22 protein-coding genes are annotated in these 20862 nt (G+C 65.0%); 10 read left to right on the forward strand and 12 right to left on the reverse strand.

Annotation, left to right across the window (positions count from 1 at the left end; translation table 11 throughout):
- Positions 1-20: 20 nt before the first annotated feature.
- Positions 21-923 carry a hypothetical protein gene (locus tag ABZW16_RS14085; protein WP_354955729.1) on the forward strand — a complete coding sequence of 301 codons (903 nt, stop codon included), beginning with the start codon at positions 21-23 and terminating at the stop codon, positions 921-923.
- Here the strand turns inward: ABZW16_RS14085 and ABZW16_RS14090 are convergent.
- From ABZW16_RS14090 to ABZW16_RS14105, 4 genes are all read right to left on the reverse strand, one after another.
- Complete coding sequence (locus ABZW16_RS14090) at positions 920-1585, reverse strand: response regulator transcription factor (protein WP_354955730.1); 666 nt, start codon at positions 1583-1585, stop codon at positions 920-922. The genes ABZW16_RS14085 and ABZW16_RS14090 overlap by 4 nt on opposite strands.
- Positions 1586-1837: 252 nt before the next feature.
- Positions 1838-2452: a hypothetical protein gene (locus tag ABZW16_RS14095; RefSeq protein ID WP_354955732.1), complete on the reverse strand. Its 615-nt coding sequence runs from the start codon at positions 2450-2452 to the stop codon at positions 1838-1840.
- Positions 2452-2688: a hypothetical protein gene (locus ABZW16_RS14100; protein WP_354955734.1), complete on the reverse strand. Its 237-nt coding sequence runs from the start codon at positions 2686-2688 to the stop codon at positions 2452-2454. The genes ABZW16_RS14095 and ABZW16_RS14100 overlap by 1 nt, the downstream gene beginning before the upstream one ends.
- 312 nt (positions 2689-3000) lie before the next feature.
- A complete protein-coding gene (locus ABZW16_RS14105) occupies positions 3001-4092 on the reverse strand; it encodes a helix-turn-helix transcriptional regulator (protein ID WP_354955736.1) in 1092 nt (363 codons plus the stop codon).
- A gap of 144 nt (positions 4093-4236) precedes the next feature.
- Between ABZW16_RS14105 and ABZW16_RS14110 the strand changes: the two genes are divergently transcribed.
- The 4 genes from ABZW16_RS14110 to cyaB all read left to right on the forward strand — a co-directional run bounded on the left by ABZW16_RS14110 (position 4237) and on the right by cyaB (position 8602).
- Positions 4237-5127 carry a radical SAM/SPASM domain-containing protein gene (locus ABZW16_RS14110; RefSeq protein ID WP_354955738.1) on the forward strand — a complete coding sequence of 297 codons (891 nt, stop codon included), beginning with the start codon at positions 4237-4239 and terminating at the stop codon, positions 5125-5127.
- Positions 5128-5336: 209 nt separating this feature from the next.
- Positions 5337-6230, forward strand: a complete 894-nt coding sequence (locus tag ABZW16_RS14115; RefSeq protein WP_354955740.1) for a hypothetical protein — start codon at positions 5337-5339, stop codon at positions 6228-6230.
- Positions 6175-7512, forward strand: coding sequence for a phosphomannomutase/phosphoglucomutase (locus ABZW16_RS14120; protein WP_354955742.1), 1338 nt, complete (start codon positions 6175-6177; stop codon positions 7510-7512). Before ABZW16_RS14115 ends, ABZW16_RS14120 begins: the two co-directional genes overlap by 56 nt.
- 514 nt (positions 7513-8026) lie before the next feature.
- A complete protein-coding gene (gene cyaB, locus ABZW16_RS14125; RefSeq protein ID WP_354955744.1) occupies positions 8027-8602 on the forward strand; it encodes a class IV adenylate cyclase in 576 nt (191 codons plus the stop codon).
- A gap of 239 nt (positions 8603-8841) precedes the next feature.
- On the opposite strand, the gene ABZW16_RS14130 is transcribed toward cyaB, so the two are convergent.
- From ABZW16_RS14130 to ABZW16_RS14140, 3 genes are all read right to left on the reverse strand, one after another.
- Positions 8842-9558 carry a haloacid dehalogenase-like hydrolase gene (locus ABZW16_RS14130; RefSeq protein ID WP_354955746.1) on the reverse strand — a complete coding sequence of 239 codons (717 nt, stop codon included), beginning with the start codon at positions 9556-9558 and terminating at the stop codon, positions 8842-8844.
- Between the two features lie 406 nt (positions 9559-9964).
- Positions 9965-10693, reverse strand: a complete 729-nt coding sequence (locus tag ABZW16_RS14135; RefSeq protein ID WP_354955748.1) for a class I SAM-dependent methyltransferase — start codon at positions 10691-10693, stop codon at positions 9965-9967.
- Between the two features lie 502 nt (positions 10694-11195).
- On the reverse strand, positions 11196-12428 hold the full coding sequence (locus ABZW16_RS14140) for a histidine kinase (protein ID WP_354955750.1): 1233 nt from the start codon (positions 12426-12428) through the stop codon (positions 11196-11198).
- A gap of 84 nt (positions 12429-12512) precedes the next feature.
- Between ABZW16_RS14140 and ABZW16_RS14145 the strand changes: the two genes are divergently transcribed.
- From ABZW16_RS14145 to ABZW16_RS14155, 3 genes are read left to right on the forward strand one after another with little or no spacing between them, the layout of a single operon-like run.
- The gene (locus tag ABZW16_RS14145; protein ID WP_354955752.1) at positions 12513-13364 is read left to right on the forward strand and encodes a hypothetical protein; all 852 of its coding nucleotides are present in this window, start codon (positions 12513-12515) and stop codon (positions 13362-13364) included.
- Positions 13361-14815, forward strand: coding sequence for an alpha/beta-hydrolase family protein (locus ABZW16_RS14150; protein WP_354955754.1), 1455 nt, complete (start codon positions 13361-13363; stop codon positions 14813-14815). The genes ABZW16_RS14145 and ABZW16_RS14150 overlap by 4 nt, the downstream gene beginning before the upstream one ends.
- Positions 14816-14875: 60 nt before the next feature.
- The gene (locus ABZW16_RS14155; protein WP_354955756.1) at positions 14876-15322 is read left to right on the forward strand and encodes an SRPBCC domain-containing protein; all 447 of its coding nucleotides are present in this window, start codon (positions 14876-14878) and stop codon (positions 15320-15322) included.
- 61 nt (positions 15323-15383) lie between these two features.
- Here the strand turns inward: ABZW16_RS14155 and ABZW16_RS14160 are convergent, their stop codons facing one another.
- The gene (locus tag ABZW16_RS14160; protein WP_354955758.1) at positions 15384-15971 is read right to left on the reverse strand and encodes a TetR/AcrR family transcriptional regulator; all 588 of its coding nucleotides are present in this window, start codon (positions 15969-15971) and stop codon (positions 15384-15386) included.
- A 107-nt stretch (positions 15972-16078) separates the two neighbouring features.
- On the opposite strand from ABZW16_RS14160, the gene ABZW16_RS14165 reads away from it, so the two are divergent.
- A complete protein-coding gene (locus ABZW16_RS14165) occupies positions 16079-16963 on the forward strand; it encodes an SDR family NAD(P)-dependent oxidoreductase (RefSeq protein ID WP_354955760.1) in 885 nt (294 codons plus the stop codon).
- Between the two features lie 94 nt (positions 16964-17057).
- On the opposite strand, the gene gatA is transcribed toward ABZW16_RS14165, so the two are convergent.
- Together gatA and gatC are read right to left on the reverse strand one after the other, a co-directional pair.
- Positions 17058-18545 (reverse strand): Asp-tRNA(Asn)/Glu-tRNA(Gln) amidotransferase subunit GatA, encoded by a 1488-nt coding sequence (gene gatA, locus ABZW16_RS14170; protein ID WP_354955762.1) that lies wholly within the window; start codon positions 18543-18545, stop codon positions 17058-17060.
- Positions 18542-18841 carry an Asp-tRNA(Asn)/Glu-tRNA(Gln) amidotransferase subunit GatC gene (gene gatC, locus ABZW16_RS14175; protein ID WP_354955764.1) on the reverse strand — a complete coding sequence of 100 codons (300 nt, stop codon included), beginning with the start codon at positions 18839-18841 and terminating at the stop codon, positions 18542-18544. Before gatC ends, gatA begins: the two co-directional genes overlap by 4 nt.
- Positions 18842-19103: 262 nt before the next feature.
- Between gatC and ABZW16_RS14180 the strand changes: the two genes are divergently transcribed.
- Entirely contained in the window at positions 19104-19754 is a 651-nt protein-coding gene (locus ABZW16_RS14180) for an amino acid-binding protein (RefSeq protein WP_354955766.1), read from the forward strand.
- A 16-nt stretch (positions 19755-19770) separates the two neighbouring features.
- Here the strand turns inward: ABZW16_RS14180 and ABZW16_RS14185 are convergent, their stop codons facing one another.
- Positions 19771-20280, reverse strand: a complete 510-nt coding sequence (locus ABZW16_RS14185) for a GNAT family N-acetyltransferase (protein ID WP_354955768.1) — start codon at positions 20278-20280, stop codon at positions 19771-19773.
- 111 nt (positions 20281-20391) lie between these two features.
- The gene (locus tag ABZW16_RS14190; RefSeq protein ID WP_354955770.1) at positions 20392-20736 is read right to left on the reverse strand and encodes a hypothetical protein; all 345 of its coding nucleotides are present in this window, start codon (positions 20734-20736) and stop codon (positions 20392-20394) included.
- Between the last annotated feature and the right edge of the window lie 126 nt (positions 20737-20862).

A 20862-nucleotide genomic window follows, 5' to 3' on the forward strand; every position in this document is an offset into this window, starting at 1 on the left:
GTGGTGGGGAGGACACGGCGGTGAGGTCTACGAAAACGATGGCGAACTACCGGGTGATGCTGCGCGGTGCGGCACTCACCGCATTGCTCACTCTTACCTCCTGTTCGCTGTTGCCCGGCACCCACAGCGCCCCCAACGAACCGACGTTACCCGTCGAACGGCCCGGATCCTGGCATCCGGGCTGGTCGATTTCGCGGCCCGATTCGCTGGCCGCCGATTTCACCCAGTTGCAGCCGAATCTGCAGGGCCAGGTCGGGATGGCGATCATGCCGGTCGGCGGCGGCCGGATGACCATCTTCGGCGACTGGACCTCCGGCATCGCCTGGTCCACCATCAAGGTCCCGCTGGCCATCGCGGCGCTGCGGCACGATCCGACCGGCGCCGCCGAATACGCGCACGAGGCGATCACCGTCTCGGATAACGATGCGGCCGAGGCGCTGTGGCAGTCCCTCGGCGACGGTGAAGAGGCCGCCCAGGCCGTCCAGGAGGTCTTGGACGAGGCCGGCGACGCGCTGACCAATGTGTCCGGTCCGAAGACCAGCCTGGACTACACCGCATTCGGCGCCACCGAATGGACACTGGCCAATCAGGCCCGCTTCGCCTCCCAGTTGCCCTGCCTGCCCGAGACCGACACCGTGGTCAGCCTGATGGAGCAGATCACGCCGGAACAGCGATGGGGCCTCGGCACGATCGATGGCACCGAATTCAAGGGCGGCTGGGGCCCCGACGACGAAACCGGCGTCTACACCGTCCGCCAGTTCGGCTTGGTGCCGACCCGATCCGGCCTGGTCGCGGTCGCCCTTGCCGCACAGGCGGATACGGGCACCTTCGAGGATGCGACCGCCCTGCTCGACCGGCTGGCCCGGCTGCTCTCGCGACACCTCGACGATCTCAATGGCGGTAAGTGCCAGAAGCCGCGCTAGCCCGGCGTGACCAGACCGGATTCGTAGGCGAGCACAACGGCTTGGGCCCGGTCGCGCAGATTCAGCTTCGAGAACACCTTGGAGACATGGGTTTTCACGGTCTGCTCGGCGACATAGAGGGATTCGGCGATCTCGGTATTGGACATCCCCTTGGCGATCAGCTCCAGCACCTCGCGTTCGCGCGGGGTCAGCGCCGCCAGCGCGGGCGTGGGTTTGGCGCGGGCCGCGGTGCGGCGGCGGGTGACATCGGCGATGAGCCGCCGGGTGACCGTCGGGGCGAGCAGCGCCTGACCGTCGGCGACGACGCGCACGGCCCGTACCAATTCCTCGGCAGGTGCGTCCTTGAGCAGGAATCCGCTGGCGCCGATGCTCAACGCCTCGTAGACGTAATCGTCGATATCGAAGGTGGTCAGCATGAGCACCCGCACCGGCGGGTCGAATCCGGCGGCCAGAATCGCGCGCGCGGCGTCGAGTCCGTTCATCTCCGGCATGCGCACATCCATCAGCACCACATCCGGACGCAGCCGCTTGGCCTCGGCGACGGCGACCTTCCCGTCGGGCGCATCGCCGACCACGCTGATATCGGATTGGGCGGCGAGCAGGGCGCCGAATCCCTGGCGCACCATGGCCTGGTCGTCGGCGATCAGAACGGTTATTGCCACCAGGACAGCCTAACCGCCTCTCCGCGTACTCCTGCCATACGAGTCGGGCGCCGCGTGCGTCACATCCAGCCCCTACGTCAGGTAGACGGCAAGTTCTGGGCGTACCCGGTGAGTCAACCATGTGCTTGCGAATGAGTGGCCGCAGGTCACGGCACCAACGGTACCGTCAAACCTGCGGACACTTCATATCAGCCCGCGTGACAATTCCGCTTTACCGACAGGATCCGATACTCGATCCATCCCGCCCTTCCGTTAGATCTTTCCGCGTGAATTCTCTCGAGCTGTAAAGAATTCCGCCCAATACTCTCGACGGATCGCATCCCACAACTCTGACAGTTTCGGGAACCGCTCACGCATCTCCGCCAAGTCAGGGGCAGTCGCGAGCACGGCAGCCGAAAACAAACGTTGCGTCTCGGATTCGTTACCCACCAGCATTATTCGAACACGATGGTGATCGAGTAGCCAGTGTGCGACCCAGCCGTTCGCTTCCGTGCAGCGCTCGCTCATATCAGCCCCTCGAAAGTTATTGATTGCCTTCGCCGCCGGAAGTGTTCGCGTCTGGGTAGGTGATGCCAACTCCGAAAGCTTGCTCAACACTTCGCGAATCGTCTGCGCCGTCGGCCCGCTGTGCGTGCTCGGCTCACTGACCAGTGGCGGGAACGCGAGCCCCCGTGCGGCAGCGCGCTCGCGTGGGCTCGAAGTCTGCGGCGCGAGTCGGCCCGCGTCCACCAACGTGCGGTACGCTGCCGCCTTCCATAGGCAGCAGGCGACCCGGCAGGCGAGATGACGTTGCATCTGCTTGTGCGCCAGTTCGACATCGGCGTTGTCGCAGACCTGCGAGGGCGTCACGATCACGGTGCTTTTCATCACGCCGCCCCCGTTTCGATCGGTGCCGGGTACATGACCCGCGCCCAGGTTTGTGGCGGGCACACGGTTTCCAGATCGAAGTCCGCACAGACCCGTGCCGGTTGGTTATCGACCTGGGCCAGGTCGTACACCACGATCGCCGCTACGCCCAGCCCCGCCGCGATACCCAGTGCGTAGCCGATCGGGTCGGTAGTGCCTTGTGGGGGCCGCGCCGTGTAGAGGTAGCGCAAGCCCAACGATCGGGCGTGCCTCTCGACCGCGACCGCGTGCCGGGGTGAATGCAGTCCTGAAACGTCAGCGCGCACGAACCCAACGGCTTTCGGTTTGTCCTGCTGTTGTTGAGTAGGGGTCGTCTCGTGGGAACAATCCATAGGCCGAGTCATCATCTCGCGTGTCCTCTCGGAGATCTTTCTCTGAGGGCACCAGCCGACGGGGAACCGTTGAACCGCAAAGAATGCGGTGGGCCAACCCCGCGCGTTGGTGCATGACATCGACGCTATGGCTGGATGAGTCGCGAAGGAATGAGTTCGCCGTTGCCGAAGCGTTGCCTACCGCAGTGCCGGACTGCTACTGACCGTGGAGACCTCGTTGTAAAGACGGCGGAGAGCGACGCTGTGCCCGTCGACGGGCAACTGCGCCAATGCTTTTCGCGCGTGCGAGATGCCTTCTGCGCGATCTCCGGATCGAGCCAGTGCTAACCCTCGATGCATCTCCAAATGGGTCGTGAACCGCGCAAATCGAGCGGGCATCACGCGAATGGCCTCCCGTTGCACCGCGTCGGCATCGTGGTCTCCCAAGCGAGCGAGCACCAGTGACGTGTCCACATTCATGCGCCATTCGGGCATCGTGTAATCCGAGACCGCATCGGTACTACCCACCGAGTCGAACACCCGCCGAGCCTCGTCGAGAGCTTGCCTGGCGGCGGGACTGTTGCTGTCGAGGGCATGGGCGTTAGCACGCGAGATCAACGCCATGAGCCTGCCCACACTCGGTGTGTCGGAGATCTGGGTGGCGTCGGCGGCATGCCGATGACAATCAGTCAGGGCGGCGGTGGGGTGCGCCATGCTCAGGGCTGACCGGCCCCGCACCCACACCCGGGTAGAGATGTCTTCGGATCGGTCAGCGGCGTTGACAGCCGCTTGGTACCAGCGGGCTGTGGCCGTGCCGTCGGCGACATCATTCAGCGGTGCACCGTGCATCACCATAAGCCGGGACGCGACGGCCCACAGGCGCGGGTCGGTGGCCAGGTACGGCCGGATAGCGATCAGGTCGGCAGAAATGCGCTGTTGGATTTCGCCTGCACCGACGGTCATACAGTCGGCGGCGTGTTGCTCCATCCGCTCGACCCATGCATCCACGCTGCACAGGATGGTCTCTTCTTCGAACATCCTCCGCACAGCGTCTGTCACCAGGCCGGGGACAACAACGCCAGCCGCCAGGCCAGCCAGCAGGGTTCTGCGGGGTATGTCCATACCTAGATGATCCTCGTACATGCCAACTATCCAGTCGGGTGCGGGTTTCGTGCTCGTCTCGACTCGACTCAGATACCCCTTGTCGGCCGGAATACGCCGACTCATTTCCCGCAAGGAGACCCCCGCCTCCTCGCGGGCGGACCTGAGCATTTCGCCCGTCACCAGCATGACACCGACACTATCTCTACCGTCCACCCGATAGGCAACGCTTCGGCAACGCTAATCGACTTCCCCAAGTATGCCCTTCGTCCCACCCTTGAATCTAGGGACTCATTGCCCTGCAACATATTTCACTCGCACAAGGAGTCGGCAATGACGTATATCGACGCCGGGACCCCACCGTCAGCGCTGGCTGCGTCACCCCATGGGCGTGCACCGCTCCCGCGATACGTCGAGGTTGAAACATCGCGCAAGTGCAACAGGACATGCGGGTGGTGCCCGAACGGCGAGAACGCAGCGCGTCAGGGTCAGGACCTGATGCCGTGGAGTCTGTACAGCGGCATCATCGACGAACTCGGCACCCTGGATTACTCAGGTTGGCTGGCGTTTCACAACTACAACGAACCTCTGCTGAACGAACGTCTCACCCAAGAGATCGACTACGCGAAATCAGCTGTGCCACAGTCCAAACCGGCGATCTACACCAATGGTGACGTGCTGCGTCGGGAGCTGTTCGAGCGGTTGGTTGACAGCGGCGTCGAATACATCAGGATCACCCGCTATCCCCATCGAGCAGACACACCACCGTCATTCGCCGCGATCGAGAAATGGTTGCGCCAAGCCGGACTATACGACCGGCTCGATTGGGCTTTTCAGCCGGTCCGGCAAGGTTTGGCGGCAGTTGCCGAATCGGGGGCTTCGAAGGTCGAAATAATCTCGCCCCAGATCCTCGAGAGCTACAACAACCGAGGCGGTTCGGTCACGATGTTGCCGCTTGCCGCACCCCGTACCGCGCCGTGCTTGATGACCGCCACCAGCGCCACGATCGACTATCACGGCTGGATGAAAATGTGCTGCTGCGTATATCCAGACACCTCAGATCACGCCCGCTATGTGATCGGTGATCTGAATCGGTCGACGTTCTTGGAGTTGTGGAACTCGGCGCAGATGATCGCGTACCGGCATGCTCACGCTGCTGCAGACTGGTCGCTATCACCAGCCTGCCGTACCTGTACCCAGCCGCTTCCGGAGACGAGACTGTGATGCTTCATCCCGGCCACCGTTCCTCGGTCACCGCGTCGGCACCCGGCCGAATCTGCCTGGCAGGCGAATCACTGGACTGGATGACCGGCGAGCCATCGATAGTCTCAGCCATTCCGCTGCGCACCACCGTGACAATCCGCTCTACATGCCAACCTGGTCCGATCGAGCTACGCGCCGCCGCGCCAATTTGGTCGTCCCGGGAGACGTCAGTGGAAGACCTGGACAAATACACGGGCGACGAATTGGACCCACTGCAAGCCTCCGTCCGAGTCGTGGCCCGCCGGAGCAGCAATCAGTTGACGGTTTCATCAATAGAGTCGAGCACGGAACTGCCCATCGCCGCCGGGGTTTCGTCCAGCGCGGCAGTCACTGTCGCTGCGGCAGCGGCGTTGTCGCTAGCGACCGATCGCGCCTTACCGAACCCGGAAACAGTGGCGGGCTTGGCATTTCGTGCCGAGTCGATCGAGTTGGAGACCGGTGCAGGCTGGATGGACTTTCTGGCCTGCACATACGGCGGTGTCCGCGAGATCTTCCCCAGCCATCGCCCACTGGCGGCCAAGCTTGCCGAAACCATCAATATTCCGATCGTCTTGATCGATACGGGCCAAAGGCATTCGACCGCAAAGGTATTGGCGTCCAAACGCGACCGCTTCCGCGCAGGTGAACGCGATATTCGACACTATGCCGAACGTGCATCGGTCATCGTCTCGCAAATGGCCGATGCGCTGCGCGTCGAAAATCCTGACTACCCAGCGATTGGTGCGCTGATCAGCGAAGGTCACTGCTTGCTACGCGACCGGGTGCGGTGCTCGACACTCCTGATCGACGAGTGCGTGTCACGATGCCTGGCAGCCGGTGCCCTCGGCGCGAAAGTATCCGGCTCCGGGCATGGCGGTTGCTTGTTCGCGCTGGTCGGATGGGATGCGCTCGAACCCGTCCGAGCGGCGTTGTCAACGCTTCCGGTCCGCATCTGGGTGTTCACTGCCAGCGATGCGCACGGTGTAGTTTTCCTTCCTGCCGACCACCAACCCGACAAAGGGGCCACACATGCGGGACCTGTCCAAGCTGATCAAGGCGTACGACATTCGAGGAGTCGTCGGTGAGGAGATCGACACCGACATTGTGCGTAAGGTCGGTGCAGCATTCGCGCGACTCGTCGACACCACGGTAGCGATCGTGCACGATATGCGGCCCTCGTCCGAACCATTCGCCCAGGCATTCGCCGAAGGGGTAACCAGCCAGGGACACAATGTCATCGACTGCGGCCTAGGTTCCACCGATCTGGTGTACTTCGCGGCGGGTCGACTCGACGTGGCCGGTGCGGTGATCACCGCCAGCCACAACCCGGCCCGGTACAACGGCATCAAACTGTGCCGTCCGGGTGCCACACCGGTTGGACAGGACACCGGCCTGGGCGACATCCGCGCCATGCTCGAAAACGGAATCCCTGCCCACACCGGCGCCCCCGGCACCATCGCTCATCGTAATCTTGCCCACGCTTATGCCGACTACCTCCGCGAATTGGTCGACCTCTCCGGAATCCGGCCGCTGAAGGTAGCCGTCGACGCCGCAAACGGCATGGGCGGGCACATGGTGCCGATCGTGTTCGACGGGCTACCGGTCGAGGTAGTGCCCATGTATTTCGAACTCGACGGGACCTTCCCCAACCACGAAGCGAACCCGCTGGACTCGGCCAACCTGGTCGACCTCCAGAACAAGATCCGTGAAGTCGGTGCCGACGTCGGGCTGGCGTTCGACGGTGACGCGGACCGTTGCTTCGTGGTCGATGAGACCGGGGCATCAGTGCCGCCGTCAGCGATCGTCGCGCTGATCGCCACCCGTGAACTCGCCAAGGCCCCCGGATCGGCGATCGTCTACAACGTGATCACCTCCCGCGCGGTACCGGAGATCGTCACCGAGCACGGCGGCACTCCCGCACGCACCAGGGTCGGACACACATTCATGAAAGCCCTTATGGCAGAACAAGATGCCGTATTCGGCGGCGAGCACTCCGGCCACTACTACTTCCGCGACTTCTGGCGCGCCGACACCGGCATGCTCGCAGCCCTTCACGTACTCGCGGCGCTCGGTTCTACCGAGAAACCGCTGTCCGCCCTGGTGGCCGAGTACAGCCGATACGTCGCGAGCGGCGAGATCAATTCCGAAGTCGCCAACGTCCCCGCAACCCTGGCCGAGATCGAGAAGCGCTTCGACAGCGCGCACACCGATCGACTCGACGGGCTCACTGTGCAACTCGCCAGCGGCGCATGGTTCAACCTGCGTCCCTCGAACACCGAACCGCTGCTGCGACTGAACGTCGAAGCACCCGACATCCAAACCATGACCAAGATCAGAGACGAAGTACTTGCGATAGTCCGGCGCTGACCGATCATCAGCAGTTCCGGCCCCGCTTCAGGGACTCCTGGAGCGGGGCCTCCCACATCCTCTCAGCTGGCAACGCGCGCGAGGCCATACCCGCGCAATAGGGCAAGACAGCCCATCCGGACTTGCGGTACTCGATCACGTCCAGCAGTTCCGGCCGCATTCTCGCTCGCTGTGCCACGTCTAGCAGCGGAACGCCGTGGCGGGTCGTCGTTCTCATGGCCTGCGCCTCCCACTCGATTCCAGGCCACCGGTTTTGCGGTACCTACAACGAGCAGACCGCCACACCCCCAAGGCAAGGAAGGTGGCAAATCGACCGAAACCCGATTTGCCACCCCCACGCGATCGGCCAGAATGAACTAATGAGCAGGGGGCTGACGACCGACCCGACGAATCGCGAGGGCCATACATCGCCCACACACCGTTTCGATCCGAATAACCAAGGTGTTCTGCATCATGCGTTCGTAACCACTGTGGAACGAGCCGTGTCGAGCGCGACCCGAATCGTCTGAAACAATTGGAGCCGAGCATGATCGAAGCAGAATACAAGGCGAAGCTCACGAACCCGGATTCGGTTCGAGCGATGCTGAAGGAACGGGCCGAGGCCGAGAACGTGTCCTATCGGGATGTTTATTTCGACACCGAGGACAATGAACTTGCACGAGCTGATCGAGAATTTCGCCTCCGAACCATCAGCGGCGCGGGCGAGACGCGGCATCTGCTGACGTTCAAAGATTCTGCCGTCGACGCCGCAACAGGTTCCAAGCCCGAGTTCGAGACCGTAGTCGGCGAGCGAGAACCGCTGGAAGAGATCATCGCGCACCTCGGGTATACCCCCATGATCGAGCTGACGAAACACTGTGAGAACTTCCGGTTCGCCAGTACCGGCCACGAGCTGCTGGCAACCGTCGTGACGGTCCCTGAGATCGACGGCACGTTCCTCGAGCTGGAGACTCAAGCCACCGAGGAGAACCTCCACGCGGCACTGGCCGAATTGCGGACGGTGCTGGCCGAACTCGGTGTGTCAGAAGACCAGCTGACCACCGAACTCTACACGGATGCTGTTGCGGCAGTACGCAATCGACCGAAGTGAATCAGAGTCAACCGTTGAATGTCGCTCGCCGCTCGAGTCGACCTCGCGAGGGCCCACGTACCGAGTGGCGGACTAGAAGAAGGGTGCCGAATGCTGGGAGTCGCATACGAAAATCTTGTTGCAATGGGAAATTCGCGAGGGATTGAACGTGCTCAGCGCGCGCTCAGCCGGCTCGAGCCATGGAAAACTGAAACGCCGGTTCGGGAGCTTCGGGAGAGGATAGAAACCCTCGAGGTCTCCTAATTATTACCTGCTAAGGAAGCTACGGCCGAGACCACCATATCTGCGTCCAGCCGGTCCAAGGCCGCGTCGGGAGAATGCTGTTCGAGCTCATTACGGGGCATTCGATGCGCGACCGCGATAACGTGAAAACCTGCATGACGAGCACAAGCAATGTCGTTCGGGGCATCACCAATGACAACCGTCCGACTCGCATCGAGCGTAGTGCCGTATTGAGCGGCGAACCGTTCGACAACGACGGCGGGAAGCTCGAACCGGTCACGCGCGTCATCGCCGAACGCGCCGATGCCGAGATCCAGGTGTCGGTCCAGGCCCGATACGCGAAGCTTGACTTCGGCTGCTACACGCAGATTTCCGGTCAAGACAGTCTGCACGAACCCGTGTTCGTGCAGCGAGGCAATGGAATCAAACGCACCGGGATACGCTGGCTGCTCACGGGCGAGTTCCTGTTCCCCCTCGAACATCACACGGGCCAGTACCTCGTGAAACCGCTCGACGCCCTCTTCGGCAACTTCCGACTGCACGCCCGAAGCGATAGCTGTATCCACAACAATCGACTCGTCGGTGTAGCCATGCACACGCGCCTTCGGGAAGACGATCGACTCCTCCTGAAGACCATATGTGCGGGCGACACCCCTTCGGAGCCAACGCAAGTCAGCCGGTATCAAGGTGCCGTCAACATCCCAGACGACCAGACCCGCGTAAGCCGCACTCATACCGAGCATTCTGGCATGAGGTCTGTCTGAGCGGCACTCTGTGCGTCCGTGTCCGTGATGGGTGGCCTACCGGCCGACTCGGAGCTGACCTACGAAACGTAGCGGCCTTCGCTCGGGTGCGACTCTCAGCCAAAGATGGCGGCTGGTGGGCGGCCGACCAGACCTGATAGTGCCAGCTCCCGGGTGTTGTTGATGGTAGTTCCCAGCTGTTCTTGGCGGTTGCGTACACAGTCGGCTGTCGTTTGCTGCCCCGTTCTGGGACCACCATGTTGCCAGTCGGGGCTCACCAACGGGATGGCAGATGATCAGCAGGGAGAACTTGTTCCAGATCCCATACGCGGACTGATCATGGCGATGCCGCCCACGACCGCGTGATAATGCCGAAGACGGCGCGTCCAGCACCTGTTCAGGATGTCGATTCGGCGATGAATACGAACTCGCGCCCAGGGCGGTCGGGAGCGTCCCGGATATCGCAGACTCGATAGCCGTGGGATATCAGGTCCGACTCGACCTCCGCCCGCTCGCGGAACCGGAGCGTCGAGTCCGATACGACGACGGCACCATCGGCGGCGAATGAGTATGTGTGCCGGAACGATACCAGCGGAAGGTCCACAGCTCTGACTTCCAGCCGCTGCTCGACCCGCCCGATGCCCGGAATATCGCGGATCACCGGACCTGTGTCGGCGGCCCAATCCGCCCATGCGCGGCGCTCCGGCCTTCTGGTCTCGAAAGCCAGGTGCCCGCCGCGCCCCAGGGCGCTGCGGATGCTGTCCAACGTATCGGTCCAGTCGTTGTCGGTGAGGAAGACCTGGGCCACGTTGCCGGTCATGACCGCCAGGTCGGCGGCTACCGCAGGGAGGTTCGCGGCGTCGCCGTGCAACCAAGTGATCCCGGGCGGTGCGTGCTTTGTCTTCGCGACCTCCAGTGATGCTTCGGCTGGGTCGATTGCTACGACGTTCCGGCCGGTGCGCGCGAGCAGCACAGCGAGCTGTCCTGTCCCGCAGCCGACATCGAGCACCACCTCGGCACCCAACTCGTCGGCGATGCCGACATAGACATCCAGATCCTCGCGATCACCTTCGAACTCGTCGTAGATCAGCGCAAGGCGGGAATGAGCGAAGATCGCATCCGGCATCGATCGACCGTAACTATGCGGGTGCTGTCCGTACCACCGGTTTTCACCGACGGCCAACACGCTCTTGCCATTTATCGAGCCGCATGTCGGTCGTTCGAGACCGCCCAGACGATCGACTCATCAGCAGCCGAGAACCGGCCGCTAACAATAACTGGGAACCGCCACCTATGGCTGGTCGTCGCATCGGGGACGATCGCTTGTCTCCTGCATGGTTGCTGGTCAGCCGTCGCCCGCTCGTCATCAATCCCGCCATTTAATGACTGACGTCGACCAACGACGCTCGCACGCGCTAACGCTAGTAATCGATATCACAGCCGAAACGGGGTGATACTTCAACGTATCCACAGCTCAGAGGCCCAATGAAGCCAACCACACCCAACGGTGCCCGCTCTTGACAACGATGCCAACCGCAAGCTAGTTCGATGTGAGTACATGGAGTTACCCATGTGCTTTCAAATCAGTTGCCCCCGTAGCCATTTCGGGGCGCGCCCACGTTATGCCCTCACCGGTCCGTCGCATCGGCAACCGCGGCGGCCATCGACGGGTCGGGCACCGACCCGGATGCCGGAGCTATCGGCAGACGTGCCTGGACTTCGAACCCGCCATCCGCCCGAGGACCAGCGGACACCTCCCCGCCGACCGCCACTGCGCGGGCCTGCATTCCGGCCAGGCCATGGCCGCCATTGCCGACCGGGCGGGCCACGGTGGCGCTGAGATCGTTGCCGACGCTCAGATGCAGTGCGTCGGTGCCGATGACGACCGATACGCGGACCGGAGCGCCCGGCGCGTGCCGGGAGGCATTGGACAGCGATTCCTGGACGATCCGGTACAGCGCGAGGCCGACCGAGTCCGGAACCAGATCCAGTAGCCCATCGATGGTCCAGTCGATGCGCACACCGGCACGGCGCGCCGCCTCGAACAGGCCGAGCACATCCGCGGCCTTCGGCTGCGGCGCGTGTTCGGGCAGTTGACCGTCGCTGCGCAGCACGCCGAGCATGCCGCGGATCTCGTTCAATGCCTCGCGGGCGGTCGCGCCGATGGATTCGAACTCCGCGCGGGCGGCCGGGGTCACACCCTCGACCCGATACGGTGCGGTCTGGGCCTGTACCACCACCAGGGACATGTGGTGGGCGACCACATCGTGCAGGTCGCGGGCGATGCGGGCCTTCTCCTCGAGAATGGCGCGCCGGGCCCGCTCGAGCTCGTTCTCCTCCTCCTGAGCCAGCAGCTGTTTGCGCGACTGCACCAGCCAGCGCACCAGCATCGCGAACAGCACGACCGCGGCGAAGGCGATGGGCCAGGCCCAGGCCCCGCCGGAGAATCCGCCGCCGTCACCGGACATCGTCGCGGCCAGCAAGAGCGAGGTCGCGCCCCAGGCAACGGCGACGATCGGCACCGGCGCACGCAGGGCCACCGCGAACAGCAGCGCGAACAGGCACACGATGTGCACGACCTGCATCGGGAGCTCATTGCCCGGCTGATGCGGAATGGCCAGCGCGATGATCAGCGCCGAACCCGCCGATATCGCCCAGCCGAGCGCCGGGTTGAGCCGGATCAGCAGGACCGGGAAGGCCGCCAGCGCGGCGATGAACGGCTGCACCGCGACCGGGACGACATGGGTGACGTGCAGCGTCGGCCACGCGACGGCGAAGAAGATCACCGCCACGAGCACGGTGCACGCGTCGAACCACATTCGCGCATTCATCCGCTTGATCTGGGCACGCCGTTTTTCCATGCCTACGACAGTAGGAAACCGAGCGGTCCGGGTCCTCATACCCACGGGTGAAATCCGCCGCAGTACTGCAGGGGGAGCGGGCGCATGCGCTCACCCGATGGCACGGGCCGGGAAACCGCACCCCGGCGTGAGGTGGTGCGGCGGCCCGGATTCCTAGCGTCGAGCATCATGAGCACACCGAACACCGCCAGGCTGGCCGACGCCGGGGCGCACGATGCCCGAGCGCAACCCATCGCCCGACGCTGCGCCGCATTGACGGCGGCCGCGCTGACCACCATGGCAGCCACCGTTGTGCTGGCGCCCGCGGCGCACGCCGCCACCGTGCACCGGCCGATGGAAAACGCCGCGGCCGGTGCGGCGGTTGTCGACCTGACCTCGGGTGGACCGGGTTCGGCAGCCGCGATTCCCGCCGATTTCGTGGACCGGTTCGGTTATCGGCCGACCGTCGTCGACGGGCTGCTGGTGAATCCGAATGGGGACTGCTCGTCACCGGTGACATTGCCCGCCGAATTCGAAACTGCTTGTAAGGCACACGATCTGGGCTACGACCTGCTGCGCTACGCGGGCGAGCGCGACGAGCCGCTGGCCGGTTGGGCCAGGCAGGACCTCGACGCGACGCTGGCCACGCATATGCACGAAGCGTGCGCGAGCCGCGACGACGCGTTCTCCCGCGCTCGCTGCAATGCCATGGCGAGTATCGCGTACACATTCGTCGATCTGAATTCGCGACGGCAGGACTACGGGGTGCCGGTGCTCGAATCCGTACTCGGCGCGCAGAGTTCCGAAAGCGGCGGCGGGTGGCTGGCATGGCTTGCCGGGGTGGTCGGGCTCGGGGTGGTGCTGGCTGGTGTGCTGCCGTCCGCCCGGCGACGGGCCGAGGTTAGGACACCGGCCAGGTTTTCGAATCGCATTGGCGCACAGGGGGTTGAGGCATGAGCACGTTGACGACGACCAGACCGGCCGCCACCGCTCCGAATACCGTCGGGACGGCGAGTCCGAATGGCCGGTCACCTCGATATAGTCGTTGGAAGAGACTGGCCGCCAATCGGTTTCACCGCGCGCTGCATCCACGCATAGGCACGACGCTCGGAATCGGACTCGGCACAGTCATATCGCTCGCACCCGGTCTGCTGCCGCGCACTCCGAGCGCCCAGGCGGTGCTGACCGGGCTGCTCGCCACCGTCGCGCTCGGCATTGCGGGCGTTCTCCGATTTACCTTGCGGTACTGGGATTTCGACATCAACCGTCGCCTGACTCGGTGTCGGAGACCACTGCTCGGTCTGACCGCGATCGCGATCGTCGGCACGGCCGCGAATGCGAGTCATTGGCAGAACCAGTTGCGCACGGCGATGGATGCGGCGCCAATCGCCCCGGGGTACTGGCTGCACTGGGCGGTGATGTCGGCGGTGATCGTCGGCACTGTCGCCGGAATCGCCCGCGTCACCCGGTGGATCGCGCGGCAACTCGGCTGGGCGCGCGGGATCGCGGTCACCGCGGTCGCGGCATCGGTGCTCTATCTCATCGGCGTACCCGTGGTGGTGGACTGGCGGCGCAGTGCCTATGCCATCGCCAATGCGACGATCGATCCCGAACTGGTGCAACCGGTTTCCTATACCCGCTCCGGCAGCGCCGAATCGGCCATCAGCTGGCCGTCGCTGGGCGCGGAGGGTCGCAAGTTCGTTTCCGGATCGCCCGCCGGACCCGTCCGGGTGTATGTCGGACTCGACTCCGCACCGGATCTCGATTCCCGTGTTGCCCTCGCGATTCGGGAACTGGAACGCTCCGGCGGACTGGAACGCTCGAATATCGTCCTCGCGGTACCGACCGGGTCGGGATGGATCGATGCGAATGCGGTCCGCGGCTTCTACGAACGCTTCGGCGGTGACGTCGCCCTGGTCGGCATGCAGTACTCCTATGCCCCGAGCTGGGTAACCTTCCTCTTCGGCCGCGACGATGCGATCGCCTCGGCACGTGCGCTGTTCACTGCACTGGAGCGACGCATCGGCACACTCGAGCACAAGCCCCGGCTCTACGTCTATGGACAGAGCCTCGGCGCGCTGGGCGGCAGCTCGATCTTCACCGACGACGTCGACCAGGACCGCCGCACCTGCGCCGCGCTCTGGGCGGGTCCGCCCGCCGGTCAGGTGCATCATGCGGGGGCAACGGTGTTGGCGAATAGCTCCGACCCAGTGGTGCACTGGTCGCCGTCGCTGCTGTGGCGGGCACCCGAACTTCGCGATGTTCGGGTGGATGCCCCTGTCCCGCAATGGCTTCCGGTCGTCAGTTTCCTGCAGACCAGCGCCGACCTACTCGCCGCACTGCACGCGCCGCCGGGCCACGGCCACCGCTACGGCGCCGATCAAGGCACCGCCATGGGCACCTGCTGATCGGCGACTGCGCAGCTCGGAGGCTTGATCGCTCTTAGAACTTGTTCTAGTTTACTGATCATGTCCTTTGTCATCGATGCCACCGTCGAGATCGACGCCCCCGCCGAACTGGTGTGGCAGGTGATCACCGACCTCCCCCGCTACGGCGAGTGGAACCCCTTCTGCATCGAAGCCCGCAGCACCCTCGTCCCCGGCGAACCCATCGACATGCTGGTCGCACTGTCCGGTTCCAGCCCGCGACGCCAGCGCGAATGGATGGTCTCGCATACCCCGGGCACCGAATTCAGCTACTCGATGAAACCGGTCCCGCTCGGCACCCTGCACAGCCTGCGCTCGCACAAGGTCACCCCGCTCGGCCCGGACCGCACCCGCTACGAATCCCACTTCGAACTCGCGGGTTGGCTGCACCCCCTCGTCGTCGCCCTGCTCGGCAAGAACCTCCACCGCGGCTTCGCCGGTATGACCGAGGGCATCCAGCGACAAGCCGAATCCCTACGCTCCCACTGATCTCCCGCACACTTGGCCGCGCCGCGCCACCGGACGCAAACGCGAGCGGGGTACGGGCGCATCAGGGGGCGAGATGCGCCAGGGCGGCATCCAGAGCGGCGTCGGCATAGTCCTCGGTGAGGCCGGGCAGGCCCAGGGTCCAGCGGCTCTGAATCGGGCCGAGGAGTAGATCGATGGCGATATCGGGGTCCAGATCGGCGCGGAGTTGGCCCGCCCGGACGCCCGCGGCCAGGCGTTCGGCAATGGCGGCGCGCTGCGGGAGCAGAAGTCGCTCGCGATAGGCGGCGCCGAGTTCCGGATCCTGCTGGATCTCGACGTACATCGCGCGCAGGAAGGCCTCGAAACTCGGATCAGTGAGTTCGGCGATCGCGCCGCGAACCAGCTCCCGCAGGTCCGCACGGATGTCGCCGGTGTCCGGAAGTACGAGACCGTCCGGGCCGGAATAGAGTTCGAGCATCGCGTCGAATACGACGGCACCCTTCGACGGCCACCAACGGTAGATCGTCTGCTTGCCGACTCCGGCCCGGGCCGCGATGGCCTCGATGCTCAGCTTCGCATAGGGCAGCTCGCGGATCAGTTCGGTGGCGGCGGCGAGGATCGCGGCGCGGGCGCGTTCGCTGCGCCTGGCTGCGCTCGGTGTTTCGGCCATACCGAGACCATACCAGAAACGAGACGCAACGTCTCGTCTTGACAGGATCGAATCGGCTTGGCATCTTTGTCGAACGAGACGGAGCGTCTCGCGACGAAAGGATCGACATGACCAGAACTTGGTTCATCACCGGCGCCAACCGCGGACTGGGGCGCGCGTTCACCCTCGCCGCGCTCGCCGATGGCGACCGCGTTGTCGCGACCGCTCGCGATCCGCGGTCCATGGCCGATATCGACAGTGACCGATTGACGGTGCTGCCCTTGGATGTTCGCGGCCGCGACCGCGCGATCGCCACCGTGGATCAGGCATTCGCGATCGCGGGCAGTATCGACGTGATCGTGAACAATGCCGGATACGGTCTGGTGGGCGCGGTCGAGGAACTGACCGAGGCCCAGATCCGCGCCCAGATGGATACCAATTTCTATGGCGCGCTGTGGGTTTCGCAAGCAGCGGTACCGCACCTGCGCAAACAGGGGTCGGGACACATCGTGCAGATCTCGACGGTCGGTGCGGTGGGCAGCCTGCCGCTGTTCAGCATATACAACGCGAGCAAATGGGCGCTGGAGGGTTTCGGCGCAGCACTCGCGGATGAGCTGCGCCCCTTCGGAATTCACGTCACGCTGGCACAGCTGGGCGGCTTCGACACCGATTGGGCAAAGTCGAGCATGAAGTTCGCGACAGCGCTCCCGGCGTACGACGAACTGCGCAGTGGCATCCTCGGCATGCCGGACTACCCGGACCCGACTGCGCCGCCGGTCACCGACGAAGCGACCGATCTCGAGCCAGCAGGCCACGGCGAAACCACGGCCGATGCCGAATGGGTCGAGGCGGCACCGGAAGTCGCCGCGGCGGAGTTGATCGCGCTGGTGAACATGCCGAATCCGCCGGTGCGCAAGGTAATCGGACCCGGTGCGCACCAGATGGTGGCGATGGCACTGGATCAGCGGCGTCAGGACTACCTGACGGATCCGGAATTCATCTGGCCCGCCTAGCGGCTATCGAGCGGTAGATAGCCGCACTGAGCGCCCGATCCCGTCGAAATCCGAGGAATCGAGACGAGACCGGGCGCTCAGGCCATATGCGCCGTCAGGCGACCGGTCCCCGCGCCGCCTCGTACGCCGCACCAACGCGGTACAGCCGATCATCGGCGAGCGCGGGCGCCATGATCTGCAGACCCACCGGCATGCCATCGTCCTTGCTCAACCCCGACGGCACCGACATGGCCGGATGTCCGGCCAGGTTCGTCGGCAGGGTGCACAGGTCCGAGAGGTACATCGCGAGCGGATCATCGACCTTCTCCCCCAGCTTCCACGGGGTGAACGGGCTGGTCGGGGAGATCAGGACGTCGACCTGCTCATAGGCCTTGTCGAAGTCCCGGGCGATCAGCGTGCGCACCTTGAGCGCCTGACCGTAGTAGGCGTCGTAGTAACCGGCCGACAGTGCGTAGGTGCCGATCATGATGCGGCGCTTGACCTCCGGGCCGAATCCGGCCGCACGGGTGGCGGCCATGACCTGCTCGGCGCTGTGGCTACCGTCATCGGCGACGCGCAACCCGTAGCGCATGGCGTCGAAGCGCGCCAGGTTCGAGGACACCTCGCTCGGCAGGATCAGGTAGTAGGAGGCCAGCGCGTATTCGAAGTGCGGACATGACACCTCGACCACCTCGGCGCCCAATTCCTTCAGCACCGCGACCGCCGCATCGAAGGATGCGATGACGCCCGGCTGGTAGCTGTCGGAGTGGAGTTCCTTCACCACACCGACTTTCACGCCGCGCAGATCACCGGTGGCGCCCTGACGCGCCGCGGCCACCACCGGTGGCACCGGCACATTGCGGGAGGTGGAGTCGCGCGGATCGTATCCGGCGACCACCTCGTGCAGCAGTGCGGTATCGAGCACGGTTCGACCGCACGGGCCGCCCTGGTCCAGCGATGATGCGCACGCGACCAGACCGAACCGGGAAACGGTGCCATAGGTCGGCTTTGTGCCGACGGTCGCGGTCACCGCGGCGGGCTGGCGAATCGATCCGCCGGTATCGGTGCCGATCGCCAGCGGTGCCTGGTGCGAGGCCAGCGCGGCCGCCGAGCCGCCGCCGGAGCCACCCGGAATCCTGGTGGTATCCCACGGATTACGGGTCGGGCCGAAGGCCGAGTTCTCGGTGGAGGAGCCCATGGCGAACTCGTCCATATTGGTCTTGCCGAGGATCGGGATGCCCGCGGCGCGCAACCGGGCGGTCAGCGTCGCGTCGTAGGGCGCGACCCAGCCCTCGAGAATTTTCGAGGCGCAGGTGGTCGGCATATCGGTGGTGGTGAAAACGTCCTTGAGCGCCAACGGAACTCCGGCCAGCGGCGAGGCGGGCGCATCGCCAGCGGCCAGCGCGGCGTCCACCGCGGCGGCCGCGCTCAGCGCCTCGTTCCCGGCCACATGCAGGAATGCGTGGTACTCGCCGTCGACGGCGGCGATCCGATCCAGATGCGCCTGGGTGACCTCCACCGAGGTCACCTCGCGGCCGTGGATCTTGGCTGCCAGTTCGGCAGCCGACAGCGCGGTCAGGTCGCTACGCGATGCTGCGCTCATTCGCCTTCTCCCAGGATCTGCGGAACCACGAACCGCTGGTCTTCGACCGCGGGAGCGCCCGACAGCGCCTCCTCCGGGGTCAGGCACGGAACGACCTGATCTGGACGCGTCACATTGGTCGCCGGATTAGGCGACGCGGTCGCGGGCACATCGGCGGCGGCGACCTCGGAGACGGTCCGCACGTGACTCAGGATCGAATCCAACTGACCGGCGAACTGATCGAGTTCGGCTTCGGACAGGGCGAGCCTGGACAGCCGGGCGAGGTGTGCAACCTCGTCGCGGGAGATGGCGGGCACCGCGGACCCCTTTCGGCATGGTTTGAGCTTGGTGAACGGCCACCGAACAGCCTAGCGACCATCTATTGCACAATTTTCACAGGAGCCGGGCGTGCGACGACACACCCCACCCACTAGCGTGACACGCCGCATCCGCGCAAACTCGCGGTGTGGCATCCGTCACTGGCCGTACTTCGAGTCGATAACCGGGACTCGGGGGTGTAAGTATTGCGTGACCCGGGTATTCGTTTGAGAGCCTCGGCCGCCAAGGAAAGGAACGCGCGTGTCATACCTGCTCCGCGTGCAACTTCCGGATCGACCGGGAAGCCTCGGTGCGCTCGCACTCGCACTGGGTTCCGTCGGCGCCGACATCCTCTCCCTCGACGTGGTCGAGCGAGGCGCGGGTTTCGCGGTCGACGACCTCGTCGTCGAGGTGCCGCAGGGTGCGCTGCCGGACACCTTGATCACCGCCGCCGAATCGATCGGCGATGTGCGCGTGGACTCCATCCGGCCATACTCCGGCGTACTGGACACCCATCGCGAGCTCGAGCTGATCGACCAGGTCGCCAGCGCCCGCGACGACCGGCTGCAGGTTCTCGTCGAGGGTGTGCCGCGGGTGCTGCGGGTCGGCTGGAGCACCATTATGGATATGGGCCCGCAGGGTGCCTACCGCGTCGTCGGCAGCCAGTCCGCGCCGCAGACCCAAGCGGGTTCGGCCCCGTGGATGCCGCTGGAGAAGCCCGCCGTCCTCGATCCCGAGGCCGATTGGGTGCCGCAGATCTGGCGCGATATGGACACCAAACTGGCGGCCGCGCCGCTGGGCAATACCGGCAAGGTGCTGCTGCTCGGGCGACCCGGTGGACCCGACTTCCGTCCGTCCGAGGTCGCGCGGCTCGGTTACCTGGCAGGCATCGTCGCGACTGCGCTGGGCTGAGCCCGCCCGCGCGGCATCAGGCCGGAAGATCCAACCGCAGCACGGTCAACCACTCTCCCGCCTCGGTCGTCCAATCCCGTTCCGGCGCAGGGACGAAACCGAAGCGGTCGTAGATCCGCCGCGCGTCGACCATGGCGGGCATGGTGGTAAGTACCACGGCGTCAAAGGATTCGGCACGGGCCAGTTCGATGACGGTGCGTATCAACGCCGTTCCCGCGCCAAGGCCGCGCGCCGATTTCGACACGGCGAGCATGCGGAACTCCAGCTCACCCGGCCGAGCGATCTCGGCATAGGGTGTTCCGGGCCGGGCGACCGCCAGCGCGCCGACCACCTGATCGCCGTGCACGGCGACCAGCACCTGGGCCGCGTCGGCGCGGTGGGCGATATCGGCGAGTTGGGTGACATAGGGGCTACCGGCGCGCACATATCCTTCACCGACGTAGACCTGCACCGTCAGGTCACCGACCGCGTCGTACTCATCCGGCCGAGCAGTTCGAATGACGAGCTCGGTGTCCTTCGCATCCATACCGGCATCCTCCCACCGGCCCCGCAGTCGCACGGCAACAATCCGATCGAGTGGTCCTGCCGCCCCAGGTCGCCGACTCCGCCGAGGCCGTTGGTCGGGCCCGCGACCAGGTCAGGAACCGAGCCCCGGACGCGCGCCCGGGTGCGATAGCTGCCAGCGTTCGGGTTTGCCGGACGGATAGACGACCGGGATGAGATCGCCGATGGCAGGCCAATCGTTCACATCCCAGGCCATACGGCCGTAGACCACGGTGCCGGGCACCGACGGGCCGGTCAGATTGCCGGTGATGGTCACATACTGCGCGCCGGTCGCATCGGGCCGCGGACTCACCCCGGTGACATAGAGCGTCCCCGACTCCGGATTCACCACCTGGAACCCGTTGCGCCCGCGCAGGTAGATCATGACGATCGCCACCAGCGCGCCGACGACGATCACCAGCATCGCGAACTGCACCATGGCACCCATGCTATTGGTCCGGACGCGCACGCCAGTCGACGCTGCTGGATGTCGCGGGCGACCGATGCGCAGACCCGTCGGGCGATCGTGGCACCGTCAGGCGCTCGCAGCACCACCACGCGCTCG

This window comes from Nocardia sp. NPDC004604, assembly GCF_040609795.1.
GTDB lineage: Bacteria > Actinomycetota > Actinomycetes > Mycobacteriales > Mycobacteriaceae > Nocardia.